We start from the raw sequence: 20,941 nt of genomic DNA, 5'->3' as shown, positions 1-20,941 counted from the left end.
GAAAATGTAGTTTTAGTTCGACGTTTCGAGATCGATCACGCCCCTGAAACCCTCGTTTTGTCGTTGACCGTGTAGTTTTACTTCACTAGTATCCGCCGCAATGTCGCGAGGCCCATTGTCCGCGACGCATACAAGAAAGTCGCACCTGGCGGGCTGCAGCGCCCGAACCGTGGTGACGGAGGAGACAGCATGGACAGGCTCGTGGGTGGGCCGGCCGCTACTGCAGCGCCGGCACCGGAGGGAATGCGTTCGTCCTGGCATCTGGCCGGCAGTGCCGCACGTGCTGCGGTGGTGGCCAGTCTGCTGGTGGTCGGGCTGGGCGGTCTGACGGCCTGTGGCGGCGGCGGTGGTGGCGGTTCATCCGCGCCCGCACCCACACCCTCGCCACCCCCGCCGCCCCCGCCACCTCCTCCGCCCCCGCCGCCGGCCAACATCGGGCCGAACCTGATGCGCGTGCACTACCAGCGCACCGACAACACCTACACCGGCTGGGGTGTGTATTCATGGAACGGCCCGACCACGCCCTCGGCCGGCTGGCCGGGCAGCCCGCGCTGGGAGTTTGACCAGACCGATAGCTACGGCAGGTACGTGGACATCACCATCGACCCCACCAAGGGCAAGATGGACTTCGTTCTCAACAAGCCCACCAGCGCGACCACCGCGGACAAGGATCCGGACTGCGACCGCGCCATCACCTTCAGCGCCAACATCGCCACGATCGGCCAGGAGATCTGGCTCAAGCAGGGCGACTGCCGCGTGTTCACCAGCCTGGATGCCACCACCTCGCTGGCCATGGCCCACGCGCGCGCCGTGTGGCTGGCTGCGGGCACGATGGTCTGGCCCAACCAGACCGCCAGCGGCAACAGCTACAAGCTCTATTACGCAGCCAACGGCGGCATCGAGGTGCGGGCCAGCGGTGTGGTGGGGGCAGATCTCAGCTTCGATCTGACGCCCGGCACCCTGCCGGCTGATCTGCAGACGAAGTTCCGCGCCAAGGCCGCAGGTCTGCCGCTCAGCGTGCCGCAGGCGGCGCGTGATCAGATCAAGACGCTCATGAAGGGCCAGCTGGTGGCGGTGCGCTTTGCCGGCACGACACCTGCCGAGGCGACGCACCTGCAGATCCAGGGCGTGCTCGACGAGGCCTATGCCGCGGCGGCAAATCAGACGCTCGGCGTGAGCTTTGCCGGGGACGGTACGCCCACCTTCCGATTGTGGGCGCCCACTGCACAGGCAGTGGAGCTGAAGATCGCGGGCGGCGCCACTACCGCCATGACCCTGGATGCAGCCACCGGCGTGTGGAGCCTCACTGGCGACAAGGCCCTGACCAACAGCGCCTACTACACCTACAACGTGCGCGCCTGGGACTGGCGCAGCAAGGCGGTGGTCACCAGCGAGGTCGTCGACCCCTATGCGCTCACGCTCAATGCCAACTCGCGCGCTGCGATGGTGGCAGACATTTCTGCGGCCGCCTTCAAGCCGACGGGCTGGGACGCCCATGCGATCCCGCCGCTGGGCAGTAACGCCGATGTCGTGCTCTATGAGCTGCACGCGCGCGATTTCTCTGCCAATGACAGCACCGTGAGCGCCGCCAACCGCGGCAAGTACCTGGCCTTCACCGAAAGTGGCAGTAACGGCATGCAGCATCTGCGCCGTCTGGCGCAGGCGGGGCTGTCCCATGTGCATCTGCTTCCGCTCAATGACATCTCCAGCGTCAATGAGAGCGGCTGTACGACGCCCACCATTCCTGCAGCCACATCCGCCACCGACACCGGCCCGCAGGCCGCCGTGGCCGCTGCCAAGGACGCCGACTGCTTCAACTGGGGCTATGACCCGCGCAGCTACGCCGCGCCCGAGGGTAGCTACGCCAGCAACGCCGCCGACGGCACCGTGCGCGTACGCGAGTTCCGCGCCATGGTGCAGGGCCTGCATGCCGCCGGTCTGCGCGTGGTGATGGACGTGGTCTACAACCACACCGCCGGCAGCTTCCTGGACCGCATCGTGCCCGGCTACTACTACCGCCTCAACGGCGACGGCTACATCGAGAACTCCACCTGCTGCGAGAACACCGCGCCCGAGTTCATGATGATGGAAAAGCTGATGATCGACACCGCAGTCATCTGGGCGCGTGACTACAAGATCGACGGCTTCCGCTTCGACATCATGGGTCATCACCCGAAGAGCGGCATCGTCCGCCTTCAGCAGGTGGTGAACGCTGCGGCCGGCCGCAATCTGTACTACTACGGTGAGGCCTGGAACTTCGGTGAAGTGGTCAATGACCGTCTGTTCGATCAGGCACGCCAGGCCAACCTGGCCGGTACGGGCGTGGGCAGCTTCAGCGACCGCATCCGCGACGCCATTCGCGGCGGCGGCCCCTTCGATACCGGCACGGCGATGGTGCGCAACCAGGGCTTTGCCAGCGGCCAGTGCTATGACGTGAATGCCAGCGCCACCTGCGATGCCGCCAACGCCGCCTACTGGCAGGACATCATCCGCCTCGGTCTGGCGGGCAGCGTGCGGGACTTCACACTCAACGGGAAGCTCGCGCGCGACTACGACTACGGCGGCCAGCAGGCCGGCTTCACGCAGGACCCCATCGAGGTCATCAACTACGCCGGCGTGCATGATGGCGAGACGCTCTGGGACATGTCCCAGTTCAAGCACCCCACGGCCACCACCGCCGCAGAACGTGCGCGGGCGCAGGTGGTGGCGCTGGGCACGGTGCTGATGGGCCAGGGCATTCCGTTCATCCATGCCGGTGACGAGCTGCTGCGCAGCAAGAGCATGGACCGCGACAGCTACAACGCCGGCGACTGGTTCAACCGCATCGACTGGACCGCCAGCACCAACTACTGGGGCGAGATGGGCCTGCCCAGCGCCGAGAAGAACCAGGACAACTGGACCCTGATCGGCACCTATCTGGCCAACACCGCCATCAAGCCCAGCGGCGCAGAGATCGCCGCCGCGCGTGACGCCTTCATCGATCTGCTCAAGGTCCGCAAGGACACCAGCATGTTCCGCCTGGGCACCGGTACTGACGTGAAGGCCTGCGTCAGCTTCCCGGACCAGGGCAGCGCCTCGCAGACGGGCCTCGTGGTCATGCGGATTGCCGGCAGCAAGGCGGGCGGCGGCAACTGTGGCGATGCCAAGTACCAGGCCGTCTACGTGCTCATCAACGCCAACAAGAACGCCAGCAGCTTCAGCCATGCGGCAGCGCAGGGCCGTGCGCTCGCGCTGCATCCAGTGCAGGCGGCCGGTGCGGATGCGCGTGTGAAGACAGCCACCTTCACGTCCGGCACCGGCACATTCACCGTGCCCGGCCGCACGGTGGCCGTGTTCGTGCAGTAAGCCGGCAGACTCAGCAGACGGATCAGACAGGACAACGAGGGAGGAAGAGAGCCGGTCCGGCAGGCTGCGCAGGCGAGGCGCTGAACACAGGCGCCCGAGCGCAGCGCGCCACAGAGGCCGCACAGATCAACGGGGAAACGAGGGTCTTTCCAGGTTCGGCGTCACCAACGATCCCCTTGGGGGTGACATGGGGCTACCCGCCCGTACAACCGGTCCTGGCTTCACGCCACCGCGCACGCGCGGTGGCGTTTTCTTTTGCGCCACCGTGCTCTCGACCTGCAGCGGTGGCGTTCTTTTTATCCACCGTGCCCTTGACCCACAGTGGTGGCGTTCTCTTTATCCACCTCGCCGTCGACCTTTCGCGGTGGTGTTCACGACGCCACGCGCGCAAGCCGCAGCGTCGTCGCGTTGCCCGGTGTTTCTGCGGGTAAGCGTGCGCTCCGGCGTCACATCAGCGACGTGGTCCTGTCACTCCGACGTCATGCACTAGGCAAACACTGCGCAGCGGGCCGCATCGGCGTCTGCGCGTCATCCGCGCGAGGCGGCGGCCTTGCTGCCGGGCACCCCTGCGCCGGCCTACCGCGCTACTAACCCAGCAGGGTGCGCACCGCACGCTGAAAGGACTATTCATGACCCGTCACCCGCTCCACGGGCTGCTGCTCGCGGCCGTTGTCGCTGTTTCCCTGCTGTGGTCTGCCGCGGCCCATGCCCAGCTCACCGTATACGTGGTACGTCACGGCCAGACCGACTGGAACCGCGAAGGCCGCATCCAGGGCGGCACCGACAACCCGCTCAACGCGACGGGGCGCGAGCAGGCTGCCAACCTTGGCCGCCTGTTGGCCGATGTGAAGATCGACACGGTCTACACCAGCTCGCATCAGCGCGCCGCCCAGACCGCCGCCGTCTTCGAGGGCAAGACCCGCATCGTGGCCATGGACGAGCTGCGCGAGCGCTTCTTCGGCAAGTTCGAAGGCGCCAACGACAAGGACCCGGCGATCGTGGCCGACTGGAACAAGCGCCGCTTCAGCTGGACCGACGACATGGAGGGCGGCGAGACCCTGGAGAGCCAGTCGCGCCGTGCCGAAGCAGCCCTGAAGACCATCCGCGAGCGCACGCCGCGCGGCACGGTGGTCATCGTCGGCCATGGCGGCATCAACCCGCTGATCGTCTCGCACCTGATCGGTGTGCCGCCGCAGACTGGCGCGTCGGCCATCAACCAGGGCAATGACGAGATCTACCGCATCGACATCAGCGCCTCGGGCAGCACCGCCATCTGGAAGATGATCCCCACCACCAAGCTCAACGAGCTGTAAGCCGCCCCGTACTCAAGGTCTCACAGCAAGGAGCTTGCAATGACGCATCTGTCTTTCACGCGCGCGGCCTCGGCCTGCGCCGGGCTGCTGCTGGCCGGCCTGGCCACCGCACAGACGCCCGCCCCGGCGGTGTTCCCCGCCGTCCTCGAAGGCCATGCCGTCCTGCCGGCGGCCACCTTCATTGCGCCGCCCAAGGACGCGCCCGCCAACCTGAGCCTGTCCGGCCGCTTCATGCACAGCGACATGCGCCGGCGCGACGAGCCGGGCAGCATCCGCGGCGTGGCTTTCCTGTCTGACCCCAAGGCGCCACGCCCCACCGGCATGGACGCGCCCTTCAAGGGCCAGCCCGTGCAGGGCTTTTCGGGCATCAAGGCGGCCAAGGACGGCACGCTGTGGGTACCCTCGGACAACGGCTTCGGCAGCCGCGCCAATTCACCGGACGCCATGCTGATGTTCCACCAGATGCGCCCGGACTGGAAAACGGGCGAATTCAAGCGCCTGCGCACGATCTTCCTGCACGACCCCGACGGCCGCGTGCCCTTCAACATCGTCAACGCCGCCACGAACAAGCGCTATCTGACGGGTGCGGATTTCGACATCGAGTCGATCCAGGTCATCGGCGATGCCATCTGGCTGGGCGACGAATTCGGCCCCTACCTGATCCGCGCCGACCGCAACGGCAAGGTGACCGGCGTGTTCGAGACCCGGGTGGACGGCCAGCTCCTGCGTTCGCCGGATCACTTCACCAGCATCGCGCCAGCCACGCCCGGCAACTTTGCCACGCCGGTGCGCCGCTCGCGCGGCTTCGAGGGCATGGCCGCCAGCAGCGACGGCCGCTTTCTCTACCCCATGCTCGAGGGGCCGCTCTGGAACGCCGAGGCGCGCGCCTGGGAAAGCAGCGAAGGCAAGGAGACGGTGCGCATCCTCGAATTCGATACGGAGAAGCTCGCCTACACCGGCCGCGTGATGCGCTATGCGCTGGAGCAGGCCGGCAACAACATCGGCGACTTCAACTTCATCGACGCCACCACCGCCCTGGTGATCGAGCGCGACAACGGCGAGGGCGCCCCGGCCCAGGCCTGCAACGGCCCGGCGCGCGAGGACTGCTTCAACGTGCCGGCACGCTTCAAGCGCATCTACAAGATCGACACCACCAACCTGGATGCGGGCGGCTTCGTGCGCAAGATCGGCTACATCGATCTGCTGGACATCAACGACCCCAAGGGCGTGGCGCGCATGGGCGGTGCCGCAGGGAAGTTCACCTTCCCGCACTGGTGCATCGAAGGCCTGGACATCATCGATGCCGAGCACATCGCCGTGCTCAATGACAACAACCTGGGCGTGGCACAGGCACGCGAGTTCGGCCGTAATGAAGCCAACGAGGTGATCCTGCTGCGTGTGCCGGAGCTGTTGCGGGCACGCTGAACGGTTTGCCTGGTACTGAATCGGACGAAAAAATCATTCGAAAGCAGCCGTCATTTGATAATCCGGGGGTTCCCTGCTTGCCGCATGCGACAAGCGGATCTCCGGATGCATCGGCCGTAGAAATTGATAAAAACAAAGAAAAACGGCCGGAAGACACCTTGTCTTTCGGCCGTTTTGGCTTCTAGCGCTGCTGGCGCGGCTCAGATCGCCTTCATGAACCCCATGTCGGCGCTGGCGAAGCGGCCGATGTTGGGGAACACGGTGCCCATGTTGCCGGCCGACACGCCAAACCACTTGGCGATTGTCGCGCTCATCTGATCCACGCTGGTGGTCGGGATCCAGCGGCCGGTGTCGGTGTCGTCCGGGCCGTTGACGGTGAGGTCGGCGAACTTGCCGTACATCTGGCCGCCGTTCACTGCGCCGCCCACCACGAAGTGGTTCGCGCCCCAGGCGTGGTCGGTGCCGTTGTCACCGTTGGGGCGGTAGGTGCGGCAGAAGTCGCTGGCCGTGAACAGGGTCACGTTCTCCGACAGATTCAGCTCGGTCATGGCGTTGGTGAAGGCGGTGATGGCCGCGCTCACCTGGCCCATGCTGTTGCCGTGGCTGTTGTAGTGGTCGCTGCCGTGCGTATCAAAACCGCCGATGGACACGAAGAAGGCCTGGCGCTTCAGACCCAGCTGGCCGCGCGCGGCGATCAGCTTGGCCACCATCGACAGCTGCGTGGCCAGCCCCGTGTTCGGGAAGGGCGTGGTGATCGTGCTGTTCTTTAGCGCCGAGGTCAGGATGCGCTGGTTGTCGATCGAGCGCGTCACCGTGCGTGTCCACTGCTGCTCGAACAGATGCTTGCTCTGGCGCGTCAGCGTGGCTGTGATGGCCTTGGACAGCGGATCGTTGCCACTGGGGTTGTAGAAGTCGAAGCCGAAGTTGCCGCTGGCCGAGACCTTGTAGGGCTGGAAGCGGTCGCCGGTCAGGAAGGGCGTGTTGCCCGACAGGGACAGGGCCGTGTAGCCGGCATTGGCGCCGTTGTTGGCGGCGATCATGTCGGCAATCCGCCCGGCCCAGCCGCTGCGCGTGGCCATCATGCTGGAGCTCGTCTGCCACTGGAGCTGCTGGTCGCTGTGCGAGAACAGGTTCTCCGGGCGGCGGCCCTGGCCGGCCTGCCACTGGGCGCGCGTGATCGGCTCGAACAGCGGGCCCACGTTGGCGACGATGGCGGCCTTGCCGGTGTTGAACAGGTTCTGCAGGCCCGTCATGTTGGGGTGCAGGGCGTAGTCGGTGGCGCCGTTGATGGTCAGCGGCAGGGCCTGCGCCTTGGGGATGGCGATTGCCCGGCGGTCCGTGGCGTACTTGGCGTAGCGCGCATCGTCGTAGGGAATGACCATGTTGTTCGAGTCGTTGCCGCCGAACATGAACAGGCAGACGATGGCCTTGTAGTCCTCGCCCGTGGCGGCATGCGCCTGCGACACCAGATCGGACCATGCGCCCAGCCCTGCGGCGCCGATGCCGACGCTGCCCATGCCCTTCAAGAAGTCTCTGCGTTCCATGATGGGCCCCTTATTTCTGGATCACGAAGTCCGGCGCAATCGCCGTCAGGATCAGCGCAGCCTTGACCCGCGCGTCCCGGTTGTTGGCATCGATGCCGTTGATGGCCGTGGTGAGCGTGCTGCGTGTCTCCGGCGTCATCGCGCCCAGGTAGAACAGCTTGTTCAGGTGATCGGCCAGGGCGTTGGCATCGCCGGCCAGATTGCGCAGGCCCGAGTAGTCCATCACCAGGCGGTGGTCGCCGCTGCCGTAGCCGCCGCTGTTGAACAGGCTGGCAAAGAAGTTCAGGCTGCCCACCACCGAGGTCTCGGTGGTGATCTGGAACTCCGGCGAGGTCAGGCCGCGGTCGGCGATCGGGCCGGGTGCGGCATAGCTCGGGCTGAAGAAGTTGAACACCGTGGGCGAGAGCAGGGGGCTCTGGCCCAGGCCGTTGTCCGAGCTGTCCAGGCAGTGGATCTGGTTGATGCCGCTCTTGCTCTTGGCGCCCGTGGCACGCAGAAAGTTGGCAAAGCGGATGACGGGTTCGCGCTGCTTGCCGAAGGTGTCCGACGCGGTCACGCTCACATCGCGCGCCTCGGCATCGACCAGGATGGCGCGCACCACGGCCTTGAGATCGCCACGCACGCCGCTGCCGTTGTCGTTGAATACCGTGGCCACGCGGCGGATGTAGGCCGGGCTCGGGTTGCTCGTCACCAGGCGCTGGATCAGCTGGCGGCTGATGAAGGGGCCGACGTTCGGGTGGGCGAAGATCTGGTCCAGCGCTGTCTTCATGCTGGCCTCGGGCGAGGTGCTGCCCTTGAGCACGTAGCCATCGAGCAGTTGCTTGTCGCCCGGTTCGTGCTTGTTCGAGAAGCCCTTCATGGGCTGGGTCCAGTCGCCTTCGTTCTCGCCCATGTAGAAGTTGGTGCCGGCGTTGCCGAAGCTCCAGCCGGTGAAGGCGCGGGCAAAGCCCTTGACCACGTTTTCGTCGTAGGCGGGCTGGGGCAGGCCGTTGGCGTCCAGCTGCATGGAGCCGTCGATGTTCAGCTTGACCAGTCCGATGGAGAACAGCTGCAGGATCTCGCGGGCGTAGTTCTCGTTCGGGTAGGTGCCCTTGCCCGCGTTTTCCTTCTCGCTCTGGATCATGTTGAGGTAGTAGCCCATCGCAGGGTGCAGGGTTACTTCCTCGAGCAGCTGGCGGAAATTGCCGAAGGCGTTCTTGTTGATCATGTCCATGTAGCTGGACATCGACTCGGCGCGCAGCTCCGGCGAGACGTTGCTGATCACCAGGATCTGCGTCAGCGCAAAGGCCACGCGGGCGCGCAGCTGGTCATCACCGTAGAGCCACTGCTGCCACATGGCTTCGTAGCTCATTTCCTCGGTGTAGCGGCCCAGCGGGAAGTCGCGGCTGCGCTCGCGCGCGCGCTGGCTGTTGATGTAGGCCATGTGCGAGGCGGCCGGCGCGCGGAACTGATCCCAGAGCCAGGCTTCGTAGCCGTTGTTGCGCACGTACTCGATGTCGTCCAGCGAACGCGCACCAAAGGTGGCTTGCGCCACGAAGCGCGCGGCGTCCTCGAAGCTCGGTTTGCCGGACACGTCCGGCGCGGCCGGGCGAGTGGCCGACAGGGCGTTGGCGCCGGGGGGCGGCGGGCTGCTACCGCCGCTGCCGCAGGCCGCGATGCCGATGACGGCCAGCGCGAGCAGCGCGGCCTGGGCCCAGCGCTGCAGGCGCGGGCCCGCGGTGAGTTGAGTGGAATCCTGATTCATTGTTGTGGCCTCCCTGCGTGGCAGGTGTACGGATGCATGCGCGCGGGCGGTTCGGGCCGCGGTCTTCACGCATGACCGAACGCTAAGTGCATGGAAAGCACATCGCCAGTCGCCACGGGTTACGGCGTGTAAGTCACGTACGCAAACCCGAAATGCGCAACATTGGTGCAATGCACCATGATGGTTGCGCTCATTTGCCCCTATGAAACATGGAGGAGTTCATCGGTTTGTGTTGCAAAGCAGCATTGGCTACATACACTGCGTGAGAACGGTTGCGCCATCCGCACACCGTGCCTTCAGGAGGCTCACCATGCCGAACGACGACCCGCTCAATCAGCCGCTCACGCAAGCGCCCGTACCGGCCGTGCAGCAAGCCTTGCGCACGCTGGACCTGCAGGATCTGCCCGCCATCCGCGCGCACTATCTCGCCTTGCCGGACTCCGATCGGCTCTACCGCTTCGGCCACTTCGCCAGCGACGCCGCCGTGCTTGCCCATTGCGACCAGATCGCACGGCGCCCCGTGGTGCTGTTCGGCGCCTTCGACGGGCAGGGCCAGCTCATCGCCCTGGCCGAGGCGGCGCCCTACATGAGTGCCATGGAGCTGGGTGTGAGCGTGCTGCCGGTCGCTCGTCGGCGCGGGCTGGGCTTGGCGCTGCTGGCCGCGGCCGCAGCCCATGCGCGCGACGCTGGCTACCGCCGCCTGTATGTGAGCTGCCTGGCCGAGAACACGCCGATGCGCGCCCTGGCCCGTGCCGCCGGCATGCAGGTGCAGTGCGAGGGCTCGGACGCGCACGGCTACCTGATGATCGAGGACGCGCCGCCCGCGGTGGCCGCCCAGACTGCGCAGCCAGCGCCGGCCCAACACTCACCCACCGCCGCGCTCTACCACTGGATGCAGCCCTGGCAGGTCGCCCAGCAGCTCACCGACACCTTCACCCGCAGCTGGCTGCAGGCCATGCGCATCACCAGCCAGGCGGCCTGGCCGGGTTGGCAGCTGGCAGGCGCGTCCTCAGCCCAGGTGAAGGATGCGCGCGAGTTCACGCACGGCATCAGCTGAGCGCAGGTGCACCAATAACAAAGGGCCGCAGCTGCGGCCCTTTGTTATTGGACAGAGCGCGGTCTTAGAAGAACGCCTGGATACCCGTCTGGGCCCGGCCCAGGATGAGGGCGTGGATGTCGTGAGTGCCTTCGTAGGTGTTCACCACCTCCAGGTTCACGAGGTGACGCGCCACGCCGTATTCGTCGCTGATGCCGTTGCCGCCCATCATGTCGCGCGCCAGGCGGGCGATCTCCAGGCTCTTGCCGCAGGAGTTGCGCTTCATGATGCTGGTGATCTCCACCGCGCCCTTGCCTTCTTCCTTCAGCCGGCCCAGACGCAGGCAGCCCTGCAGGCCAAGCGTGATCTCGGTCTGCATGTCGGCCAGCTTCTTCTGGATCAGCTGGTTGGCGGCCAGGGGCCGGCCGAACTGCTTGCGATCCAATACATATTGGCGGGCGCGGAACCAGCAGTCCTCTGCGGCGCCCAGGGTGCCCCAGGCAATGCCGTAGCGGGCGCTGTTCAGGCAGGTGAAGGGACCCTTCAGCCCGCGCACGTCCGGAAAGACGTTTTCTTCCGGGCAGAAGACCTCATCCATCACGATCTCGCCGGTGATCGAGGCGCGCAGGCCCACCTTGCCGTGAATGGCGGGAGCACTCAGGCCCTTCCAGCCCTTTTCGAGCACGAAACCGCGGATGGCGCCTTCGTCGTCCTTGGCCCAGACCACGAAGACATCGGCGATCGGGCTGTTGCTGATCCACATCTTGCTGCCCGTGAGGCTGTACCCGCCGTCCACCTTGCGGGCGCGGGTGATCATGCTGGCGGGGTCGCTGCCGTGGTTGGGTTCGGTCAGGCCGAAGCAGCCGATCCATTCGCCCGTGGCCAGTTTGGGCAGGTACTTGCGGCGCTGCTCCTCGGTGCCGAATTCGTAGATCGGCAGCATGACCAGCGAACTCTGCACGCTCATCATGCTGCGGTAGCCGGAGTCCACGCGCTCGACTTCGCGGGCGATCAGGCCGTAGGCCACGTAGCCCAGGCCCGGTCCGCCGTATTCGCTGGGAATGGTCGGGCCGAGCAGGCCCAGTTCGCCCATCTCGCGAAAGATCGCCGGATCGGTCTGCTCGTTGCGGAAGGCGAGCGTGACGCGTGGCAGCAGCTTGTCCTGGCAGTAGGCACGCGCAGCGTCGCGGATCATCCGCTCGTCGTCCGTGAGTTGTTCTTCCAGCAACAGCGGGTCATCCCACTGGAAGGCGCGGCTCGTGTGCGCAGACGAATGAATCTTGCCGATGGAAAGGTCTGGGGCGTTCATGGCGGATGGGGTCTGAAGGGTCCGAATGCCGGCAGTGTAGGCCGGGCCCCTCATGGGCTGCGAACAGAGCTGGGGTTCAAGCGCATTTCGCCGGATCGGGTCGTGGGCGACCACCTAATGTTCAAGACAGTTAAACCGAAACCTGAATGGCGGTCGCCAAAGAACCCGAAAACGACGCACCGCTTCGTTCGCAACGCTGTCTACAGGGAGGCCACCGTCATGAATGCCTTGTTCAAGCTCAGAATCGGCCCGCGGCTGGCCACCGGCTTTGCGGTGGTGCTGCTCATCTCGGTGGCTGTGGCCGCGGTTGGCCTGTGGCAGCTGGTCGCTCAGAAGCGCATGACCGAGCAGATCATCGAATCCGACATGCGCAAGGTCACCATGGCAGCGGATTGGGTGGGTGCCGTGGAGATCAACTGGACACGTACGAAAGCCATCCTGCGGTCTGCAGACCCGATGTTCGGTGACGAGCTGAAGACCGAGATTGACGGCACGTCCAAGCGAATCACGGAGTTGCAAAAGTCGATCGAGCCGCTGGTACACAGCGATGAAGGGAAGGCCGCGCTGGCGAAGATTGCCAAGACGCGCGACGCCTACCGAGCCAAGCGCCAGGACTTTCTCAAGAAGTATGACGCCGGGCAGGATCTGGGGCCGCGAGTGAACGCTGACCTCGGTCCATTTGCCCAGGCCTATCTGGATGCCATCCGAGCCTTTCAAAAGCTGGAGGTCGATCGGCTGCAGGCCGCCGAAGCGCAGGCAAAGCGCGACTTCCAGCGCGGCGCAGCGGTATTGATTGGCGGTTGCTTGATGGCCATCCTGCTCGGTGCGGGGTTTGCGTGGCTGCTTGCACGATCCATCGTCGTGCCCCTGCGCAGCGCGGCTGCGAGTGCCGAGCGCATGGCAACAGGCGACCTGACCGAGGCGATTGTTGTGCAGAGCCGCGATGAAGCGGCCGACATGCTGCGTTCGCTCTCCCGCATGCAGGACAGCCTGCGTGAGGTAGTGGGCCGCGTGCGCACCGGCGTAGACAGCGTGGCCACCGCTGCCGCGCAGATCGCTAGCGGCAACCAGGACCTCTCGGGCCGTACCGAGCAGCAGGCCAGCAACCTGCAGCAGACCGCGTCCTCCATGGACCAGATGACCAGCACCGTGGGTCAGGCCGCGGAAAACGCACGTCAGGCCAACCAGCTCGCTCTCTCGGCGACCGAGGTGGCCAACCGCGGCGGCGAAGCTGTGGGTCAAGTGGTCGCGCAGATGAACGAGATCTCCGCATCGAGCAGGAAGATCAGCGAGATCATCAGCGTGATCGATGGCATCGCCTTCCAGACCAACATCCTGGCGCTGAACGCCGCGGTGGAAGCCGCGCGTGCCGGCGAGCAGGGCCGAGGCTTTGCCGTGGTGGCCACCGAGGTGCGCACGCTGGCCCAGCGCAGCGCCGAGGCCGCCAAGGAGATCAAGTCCCTCATTGCGACCAGCGTGGAAAAGGTCGAGGTCGGGACGCAGATGGTGGATGCGGCGGGCAAGACCATGGAAGACCTCGTGAGCCAGGTGCGCCGCGTGGGCGACCTGATCGGCGAGATCACCGCCGCCAGCCAGGAACAGACCGCCGGTATCACCCAGATCAACCAGGCGGTGGGCCAGCTCGATCAGATGACCCAGCAGAACGCCGCACTGGTGGAAGAGAACGCCGCCGCCGCGGACTCCATGCGCCAGCAGGCCGACGGCTTGCAGCAGGCCGTGGGTGTGTTCAGGCTGAGCGCAGCCTGAGTTTCCACCCGTCGGTCTTGTCAAAAATCAATTAGTTTCGGACTGATTACGTACGTAAATAAAAAAGCCGCTTTCCGCTGATCTGATGAGCGGAAAGCGGCTTTTTGCCTTTCAAATTTAGACTGAATTCGGACAATAGAAAACTGCCGCAATTCTGACAACCAAACCTGTTCAGAGCGCCATGCCTCAAGTAGCCGCAGCGCCCGGTCGGCGCCGCTCAGCGGCATCATCCAGATCGCAGGCCGAGGTCATTGCGTCATTCGACATGCCGAAGTCGCTTCGCCATCAAAGCACCGTACGCACCTGCCACAGCTCCGGAAACAGCACCGTGTCCAGCTGCCGGCGCAGATAGGGCACGCCCGCCGTGCCGCCGGTGCCCGTCTTGAAGCCGATGATGCGCTCCACGGTGGTCACGTGGCGGTGGCGCCACTGGCGGAACGCGTCTTCCAGATCGACCAGCTCCTCGGCCAGCTGATAGAGATCCCACTGCGCCTGCGGCGCGCGATACACCGCCAGCCAGGCCGCCTCGACCTGCGCGTCGTAGTCGCGCTTGCTCGTCCAGTCGCGCTCGGTCGCATCGATGGCGTGGCCCTTGCGCGCCAGCAGGCGGATTGCCTCGTCATAGAGCGAGGGCGAATCAAACGCCCGCTGCACCTGCGCGAGCAGGTCCGCACGGTGGGCGTGCGGCTTGAGCATGGCCGCGTTCTTGTTGCCCAGCAGGTACTCGATCTCGCGGTACTGGTAGCTCTGAAAGCCCGAGCTGTGGCCCAGATACGGGCGAATCGCGCTGTACTCGGACGGCGTCATGGTGGCCAGCACATCCCAGGCATGCACCAGCTGCTCCATGATGCGCGAGACGCGCGCCAGCATCTTGAAGGCGGGCGGCAGATCGTCGTCAGCCACGCAGGCGATCGCCGCGCGCAGCTCGTGCAGCATCAGCTTCATCCAGAGCTCGCTGGTCTGGTGTTGCACGATGAAGAGCATCTCGTTGTGATCGGGGCTCCTCGGATGCTGCGCTGTCAGGATGGCGTCCAGGCCAAGATAGTCCCCGTAGGACATGTCCTTGGAGAAATCCTTCTTGGCATCCGGGGCGGCGTCGGGGTGGTGGTAGCTGGCCATGGTTCAGGTCACCGCGTTGCGCTTGGCATAGCGCGCGTCGCGCCACTCGCCGGTGCTCAGCACCGCGTGCAGATGCTCCACGGCATCGAACACATCCGCATGCTGCGTGTACAGCGGCGTGAAGCCGAAGCGCAGGATGTCCGGCGCGCGGAAATCGCCGATCACGCCGCGCGCAATCAGGGCCTGCATGACCTCGTAGGCGTTCGCGTGCGCAAAGCAGATCTGGCTGCCGCGCAGGGTTGCGTCCCGCGGGCTGGCGAGTGTCAGCCCCATGCCCGCGCAGCGCGCTTCCACCTGCGCGACAAAGGCGTCCGTGAGGGTCATGGACTTGGCGCGCAGCGCGGCCAAGCCGCCCAGCGGTTCCGCGGCCAGCACCGTGTCCACGCCGCATTCCAGCGCCGCCATGGACAGCACGGGCGGCGTGCCGCAGACGTAGCGCGCAATCCCGGTGGCGGGCTGGTAGTCCGGCGTGAACGCAAAGGGCGCCGCATGGCCAAGCCAGCCGGACAGGGGCTGCCAGAATCGCTCCACATGCTGGGCATGCGCCCAGACGAAGGCAGGCGCACCGGGGCCGCCGTTCAGGTACTTGTAGCCGCAGCCCACCGCAAAGTCGGCACCCGCCGCGCGCAGATCCACGGGCACGGCGCCGGCGGAGTGGGCCAGATCCCAGAGCATCAGCGCGCCGGCGTCATGTGCGGCCTGTGTCACCGCCGGCATGTCCCACATCGCGCCGGTCTTGTAGTTCACGTGCGTGAGCATCAGTACAGCGGTGCGCGGTGAGAGGGTCTTGAGGATGTCCTCGCGCTCGACCATCTTCAGTGTGACCGCACCGCCGGTGAGGTCGGCCAGGCCCTGGGCAATGTAAAGGTCGGTCGGGAAATTGCCCAGCTCGCTCACGATCTCGGTGCGCTGCGCGTCGTTCTCCCGCGCGATCCGGAGGGCCGCCGCCAGCACCTTGAACAGGTTCACGCTGGTGGAGTCTGCGGCCACCACCTCGCCGGGCCCGGCGCCGATCAATGTGGCGATCTTGTCGCCGATGCGCGCGGCCAGATCGATCCAGCCGGCGCTGTTCCAGGAGCGGATCAGGCCCTCGCCCCATTCATGACTGACCACGCCGGCAATGCGTGCGGCGGTGCGGGTGGGCAGCACGCCCAGGGAGTTGCCATCCAGATAAATGACACCGGGCGGCAGGCTGAACTGCTGACGCAGGCCGGCCAGCGGATCGGCGGCGTCGAGGGCTTCAAAGTGGCTTCTGGGTTGCATGATTGAACAGTGAGCGAAGGGTTCAGAGTTCGCGCAGCACCGCACGAACAGGGCTGGCGTCGAGATTCGCGAGCTTCAGGGGCAGGGCGATCAGTTCGTAGTCGCCCTCGGCGACCTCGTCGAGCACGATGCCCTCCAGAATGGCCATGCGGTGGCGGCGGATGACGTGGTGCGCGTCCATGGTCTTGCTCGTCTGCGGATCGAGGCTGGGCGTGTCGATGCCTACCAGCTTCACGCCCTGCTGGGCAAGGTGCTCGATCAGATCGGCTGCCACGCTGGCAAAGGCCTCATCCCAATGCGTCTGCGGTGCGGCGGCGTAGGTGCGAAACAGCACGCGTGGCGGTACGCCCGCCAGCTTGCTGCGTACGGCCTCCAGCGTCACTTGCGCAGCACCCACGCAATGAATGACGCGGCAGGCACCGAGATAGGCGTCCAGCGGCACCGCGCCGATCGGCAGGCCTGCGGGGTCGTAGTGCAGCGGCGCATCCGTGTGCGCCCCGGTATGGGTGGAGAGGGTGAAACGCGACACGTTCACCGGGCATCCGCCCTCCAGCACCCAGGTCCGAGCTTCTTCGAAGGCGGTGTCGCCCGGCCAGACTGGAATCCCGGGGGCGAGGGCAGGGGAGATGTCCCAAAGACGGCGGTCGGGAGGCATGGCGTTACGAGGCAGCAGAGGTGGACGCTTGCGGGCCGATGGCAGTGGGGTTGCACATCCGTCGCCCAGGCGGGCGGCGGCACCGCAGGACAGCGGGGCCGCAAGCTGCTAAACACGCGGCAGTTTAGGGGCCGTGCGCGGCACTCGCAGCGCCTCCCGCTTATCGGCCGATTGACCCGGCGCGCCCTGCGCAACGATGCCGGGCCGCTTTCCACATTCCGACGATGAATCACGACAGTCTTCACTTCTTTGGTCAGCGCGTGCTCGTGCCGGCGACGGGCGAGGTGCTTTACACCGAGCTGCTGGCCCGCAGTGCCCAGGTGCCGGACATCACCCGCTTCGTGCGCGAGGCCGAGGCCATGGGCGCGATCGCGGCGGTGGACGTACACAGCCTCAAGCTGGCGCTGCGGCTGCTGCGCAGTGATCCGCACATCCGCGTGGGTGTGAACATGTCGCCGCACACGCCCATGCTGGAACCCGAGACCCTGCGCGTGGTGATCGGCGCCTTCGAGCCCTATCCGGATCGGCTGTTCGTGGAGATCGGCAGCGCGGCGCTAGCCGGCGCCGAGGACCGGCTGCTCGACTGCGTGAACGCCTTTCGTTATGTGAAGGCGCGCATCGTGCTCGATGGCTTTCTCGACGGCAGCAACACCCTGGGGCGGGCCCAGCGCCTGCGGCCCGAATACCTCAAGGTGTCCTACGTGGAGCAGCGCAGCCGCGAGTATCTGGAGCAAGGCATCAAGTTCGCCGGCCGCGCCAGCGCGGAGCTGATTGCCGTGGGCGTGGAGACGCCAGCCACCTCAGGCTGGCTCACGCAGCTGGGCGTGACGCTGCAGCAGGGCTGGCTGCACCATCGGCCGGAGCTGATCGCGGGTTGAACGCGTCTCGCTGGGGATGTTTCCGAGTCAATTCCTGGCGCTCCCGGCCTCAAGCCGACCGCTGGAGCGTTCGATAACGACCCTGGGTCGCGCCCCTGACCAGACCCTTTCAACTGCGCGCCCAGACAAGGACTCTTCATGTTTGACAAGAACCGCGTGCTCGCGGCGGCCAAGCGTTTCATGGACGGCGGCACGGACGCTGCTGCCTTTCATCAGGAGCTCACGCGTATCCTCGCCGAGGAAATGGGCTGCACCCGGGCCAGTCTCTGGATCTATGCCGACCCGCTTTCGCGCGACCGCATCGAATGCGCCAGCCTGTATGACCGCACGGACGCCGCCTGGTCGTCGGGCGCAACACTGTCCGACACCGACTTTGCGCCCTACTTCGAGGCTATGCGCACGGACAACCTCATCGTGGCCGGTGATGCGCGTGCTCACCCTGTGACGGCCTGCTTCAACGAGGTCTACTTTGACCCCTTGGGCATCGTTTCGCTGCTGGACGTCGGCATCAATGTGGGTGGCGAGCCCTGGGGGTTGTTCTGCTGCGAGAACACCACCGACATCCTGGACTGGAGCGAGTCGCACGTGGATTACCTGCGCCAGGTCGGCAGCCTGATCGGCTACGCCCTGCGCAAGGCACAGACCGGAACACCCGTGACCGCCTGAGTTCGGCGCCACAGCAAAACGCTATTGCGCCGCGCTGCGCGATAGCGTTTTGGCTATTTTGCAGTGCACAAAAAACGGGAGCACAATTTCGCTCCCTTCAACTCAAGCGCCGGCTCGCCAACAAGGAGCAGACGCGCTTTTAATGGGTTCACACCAAAAGTCGTCGACCGCGGCGCTCACACTGGCCGCCATCGGCGTGGTCTACGGGGATATCGGCACCAGCCCGCTCTATGCCCTCAAGGAAGTCTTCTCCCCCTCGCATGGCGTCGCGCTGAATCAGGCCAATCTGATCGGCGTGGTCTCCATGATTCTCTGGACGCTCACGGTCGTCGTGAGCTTCAAGTACGTCACCCTCATCCTGCGTGCCGACAACAAGGGCGAAGGCGGCATCATGGCCCTGCTGGCCCTGGCGCTGCAGTCCGTGGGCCGCAAGCACCGGGCCTATCCCTTCCTGCTGTTTGCCGGTCTGGCGGGCGCGGCGCTGTTCTATGGCGACGGCGTCATCACCCCGGCGATCTCGGTGCTCTCGGCGGTCGAAGGTCTGACCGAAGCCACGCCTGCGGCCAAGCCCTATGTGGTGCCGATCGTGATCGGCATCCTCACGGGCCTCTATTGGATGCAGAAGCGCGGCACGGGCTCGATCGGCGTGCTCTTCGGGCCGATCACCACGGTCTGGTTCATCGTGCTCGCCGGACTCGGCATGTGGAACATGATGATCGGTGACACGGCGATTCTCGCGGCCATCAACCCGGTGCATGCCGTGCGCTTTGCGGTGAACAACGGCTGGATCTTCTTCATTGCTCTGGGCGCCATCGTGCTGGCTGTCACGGGTGCGGAGGCGCTCTATGCAGACATGGGCCACTTCGGCCGCCGGCCCATCCGCCTGGCCTGGTTCTGGCTCGTGTTTCCGGCCCTCGCCCTGAACTATCTGGGGCAGGGCGCGCTGCTGCTGGCCCGCCCTGCAGATGTGAGCAACCCCTTCTTCAGCATGGTGCCCCACTGGGGCGTGATTCCGCTGGTGATCCTGGCCACGGCGGCCACCGTGATTGCCTCTCAGGCCACCATCTCCGGCACCTTTTCTCTCACCAAGCAGGCCGTGCAGCTGGGCTATCTGCCGCGCATGACCATCACGCACACCTCCAGCAAGGAAGTGGGTCAGATCTACATCCCGTTCGTGAACTGGGCGCAGTACGCGCTGGTGGTCTTGGCCGTGATCGGCTTCGGGTCCTCATCTGCTCTGGCCGCGGCCTACGGCATTGCCGTCACCGGCACGATGCTGGCCACGACCTTCATGACCTTCTTCGTGATCCGCTACGGCTGGAAGCTCAGCCTGCCGCTGTGCATCGGTGCCACCGGCGTCTTTGCACTCATCGACATTGCGTTCTTCTCGGCCAACCTGATCAAGGTGCGTGATGGCGGCTGGTTCCCGCTCTTGCTGGGCGCCGCCGTGCTGGGCCTCATGCTCACCTGGAACCGCGGCCGCAACCTGATCCGCAAGGCCACGGACGAGGAGGCCATCGAGCTCAAGGGCTTCCTGAAGAGCCTGTTTCTCTCGCCGCCGCATCGTGTGGAAGGCACGGCTGTATATCTCAATGCCCGGGCCGGCGTGGTGCCGCGCGCCTTCATGCACAACCTGCTGCACAACAAGGTGCTGCACGAGCGCAACCTGTTTCTGTCGGTGCGCTACGAACCAGTGCCCTGGGTGCCCTTCTCCGAGCGGGTGAAGGTGGAGTCTTTGGGCAATGACTGCTGGGCCATCGAGGTGCGCTACGGCTTCAAGAACGCAGTTGATATTCCCAAAGCCATCGAGCTGGTGGCGGCGCAGGGCATCGAGTGCGAACCCATGAGCACGAGTTACTTCCTGTCACGGCATGTGCTGGTGAGTGACACCTGCAAGGGCATGCCCCTATGGCAGGAGAAGATCTTTGCCGCCATGCTGCGCAACGCCGGTGACCCGGCCGAATACCTCGGGCTGCCGATCAACCGCACGATCGAACTCGGTGCGCAGGTGCGCATCTGAGTGCGCAGATCAAGGTAGGCGGACGCCGCCTGCCCACTGCACAATGCACAGCTGCGTGTTTCGCATCTGCCCACTCGCTGCCGTGCCGCCCATCGAATGCCACTTCGCACCGACACCCCTGACGACGGAGACTTCGCGCGCTTGATCGAGCGCGGTGAGCCGGCGTCCGCACGCGCGGTCGACGCGGTCGCGGCCCAGACCCCCGCGGACTCCGAGGACTGGGAGGCGCGCTGGGCCCCCGTGTTCCGGTACGTGAGCGCCTCACGCTTCCGCCTGCTGGGGCTCATTGCCTTGCTAACGGCCGCGGTGTTCAGTGCCATGGTGGCGCTGGTGAGCACGGCGATCTACACGCGCGCGCCCGTGGTGCATTTTCTGGTGGACAGCTTCGCCCCAGTTTCGGTGGGGCAGGTACTGCGCAGCGAGGTGCATGCGCATTACGGGTCGAGCAAGGTCGAGGCAGCCGAAGCCTTTCAGGCCACGGGCCAGGCGCCACCGGGCGTGGGTGTCCGGATGAACGGCCATGCGGTCGAGGTCAATGATGCCGATCTGCTGGCGCAGAAGCGCTGGCTGCTGCCGGTGCTCCTGCTGTCGCTTGCGGCAACGGCCGCCTTTGGCTGGGCGTTTGTGCGCGCCACGCAAGGGCTGCTGGCCACCGTGCCGCGAACCGTGCCAAGGCGCGTGTTCTGGGCGGTGTTCGCCGGACTCGCGCTGCTCGAGATCGCGGTCTATGCGTTTCGCGGTCCGATTGGGCTGGCGCTCCTGCTCTTTATCCTGGGGGGCAGCACCCAGGCACTGTGGTTTCTGCTGCGCGGCGCTCGCCGCGTGTGGTCCGGTTCATCATCCTGGAGGTCCTGACA

At 65.7% G+C, this 20,941-nt stretch carries 15 protein-coding genes; 9 read left to right on the top strand and 6 right to left on the bottom strand.

The window, feature by feature from the left end; all coding sequences use genetic code 11:
• Positions 1-189 precede the first annotated feature (189 nt).
• The 3 genes from ACMDW7_RS14755 (at position 190) to ACMDW7_RS14745 (ending at position 6,083) form a co-directional block, all read left to right on the top strand.
• The gene (locus ACMDW7_RS14755; RefSeq protein ID WP_377303080.1) at positions 190-3,345 is read left to right on the top strand and encodes an alpha-1,6-glucosidase domain-containing protein; all 3,156 of its coding nucleotides are present in this window, start codon (positions 190-192) and stop codon (positions 3,343-3,345) included.
• Positions 3,346-3,974: 629 nt separating this feature from the next.
• A complete protein-coding gene (locus ACMDW7_RS14750) occupies positions 3,975-4,658 on the top strand; it encodes a histidine phosphatase family protein (RefSeq protein ID WP_377303082.1) in 684 nt (227 codons plus the stop codon).
• A gap of 39 nt (positions 4,659-4,697) precedes the next feature.
• Positions 4,698-6,083 carry an esterase-like activity of phytase family protein gene (locus tag ACMDW7_RS14745; protein ID WP_377303084.1) on the top strand — a complete coding sequence of 462 codons (1,386 nt, stop codon included), beginning with the start codon at positions 4,698-4,700 and terminating at the stop codon, positions 6,081-6,083.
• A gap of 200 nt (positions 6,084-6,283) precedes the next feature.
• Here the strand turns inward: ACMDW7_RS14745 and ACMDW7_RS14740 are convergent, their stop codons facing one another.
• Positions 6,284-7,627 (bottom strand): DUF1501 domain-containing protein, encoded by a 1,344-nt coding sequence (locus ACMDW7_RS14740; protein WP_377303086.1) that lies wholly within the window; start codon positions 7,625-7,627, stop codon positions 6,284-6,286.
• A 10-nt stretch (positions 7,628-7,637) separates the two neighbouring features.
• A complete protein-coding gene (locus tag ACMDW7_RS14735; RefSeq protein ID WP_377303088.1) occupies positions 7,638-9,371 on the bottom strand; it encodes a DUF1800 domain-containing protein in 1,734 nt (577 codons plus the stop codon).
• Positions 9,372-9,681: 310 nt separating this feature from the next.
• Here ACMDW7_RS14735 and ACMDW7_RS14730 point away from each other — a divergent pair, with 310 nt between their 5' ends.
• Entirely contained in the window at positions 9,682-10,428 is a 747-nt protein-coding gene (locus ACMDW7_RS14730; protein ID WP_377303090.1) for a GNAT family N-acetyltransferase, read from the top strand.
• A 64-nt stretch (positions 10,429-10,492) separates the two neighbouring features.
• On the opposite strand, the gene ACMDW7_RS14725 is transcribed toward ACMDW7_RS14730, so the two are convergent.
• A complete protein-coding gene (locus tag ACMDW7_RS14725) occupies positions 10,493-11,716 on the bottom strand; it encodes an acyl-CoA dehydrogenase (protein ID WP_377303092.1) in 1,224 nt (407 codons plus the stop codon).
• 219 nt (positions 11,717-11,935) lie between these two features.
• On the opposite strand from ACMDW7_RS14725, the gene ACMDW7_RS14720 reads away from it, so the two are divergent.
• A complete protein-coding gene (locus ACMDW7_RS14720) occupies positions 11,936-13,483 on the top strand; it encodes a methyl-accepting chemotaxis protein (protein ID WP_377303094.1) in 1,548 nt (515 codons plus the stop codon).
• A 285-nt stretch (positions 13,484-13,768) separates the two neighbouring features.
• On the opposite strand, the gene kynA is transcribed toward ACMDW7_RS14720, so the two are convergent.
• The 3 genes from kynA to kynB are packed head-to-tail and all read right to left on the bottom strand — an operon-like array spanning position 13,769 to position 16,520.
• Entirely contained in the window at positions 13,769-14,602 is an 834-nt protein-coding gene (gene kynA / locus ACMDW7_RS14715) for a tryptophan 2,3-dioxygenase (protein WP_377303096.1), read from the bottom strand.
• Between the two features lie 3 nt (positions 14,603-14,605).
• Positions 14,606-15,865 (bottom strand): kynureninase, encoded by a 1,260-nt coding sequence (gene kynU, locus ACMDW7_RS14710; RefSeq protein WP_377303098.1) that lies wholly within the window; start codon positions 15,863-15,865, stop codon positions 14,606-14,608.
• A gap of 22 nt (positions 15,866-15,887) precedes the next feature.
• Positions 15,888-16,520 (bottom strand): arylformamidase, encoded by a 633-nt coding sequence (gene kynB / locus ACMDW7_RS14705; RefSeq protein WP_377303100.1) that lies wholly within the window; start codon positions 16,518-16,520, stop codon positions 15,888-15,890.
• 224 nt (positions 16,521-16,744) lie between these two features.
• Between kynB and ACMDW7_RS14700 the strand changes: the two genes are divergently transcribed.
• From ACMDW7_RS14700 to ACMDW7_RS14685, 4 genes are all read left to right on the top strand, one after another.
• On the top strand, positions 16,745-17,398 hold the full coding sequence (locus ACMDW7_RS14700) for an EAL domain-containing protein (RefSeq protein WP_377303102.1): 654 nt from the start codon (positions 16,745-16,747) through the stop codon (positions 17,396-17,398).
• A gap of 138 nt (positions 17,399-17,536) precedes the next feature.
• Positions 17,537-18,064, top strand: a complete 528-nt coding sequence (locus tag ACMDW7_RS14695) for a GAF domain-containing protein (protein WP_377303103.1) — start codon at positions 17,537-17,539, stop codon at positions 18,062-18,064.
• A 142-nt stretch (positions 18,065-18,206) separates the two neighbouring features.
• Positions 18,207-20,084: a potassium transporter Kup gene (locus ACMDW7_RS14690; protein ID WP_377303104.1), complete on the top strand. Its 1,878-nt coding sequence runs from the start codon at positions 18,207-18,209 to the stop codon at positions 20,082-20,084.
• A gap of 96 nt (positions 20,085-20,180) precedes the next feature.
• The gene (locus ACMDW7_RS14685) at positions 20,181-20,939 is read left to right on the top strand and encodes a hypothetical protein (RefSeq protein ID WP_377303106.1); all 759 of its coding nucleotides are present in this window, start codon (positions 20,181-20,183) and stop codon (positions 20,937-20,939) included.
• The last annotated feature ends 2 nt before the right edge of the window (positions 20,940-20,941 follow it).

This window comes from Piscinibacterium candidicorallinum (assembly GCF_047549485.1).
In the GTDB taxonomy this organism is placed as follows: domain Bacteria; phylum Pseudomonadota; class Gammaproteobacteria; order Burkholderiales; family Burkholderiaceae_C; genus Piscinibacterium; species Piscinibacterium candidicorallinum.
This window is presented reverse-complemented; position numbering and strand designations above follow the sequence as displayed.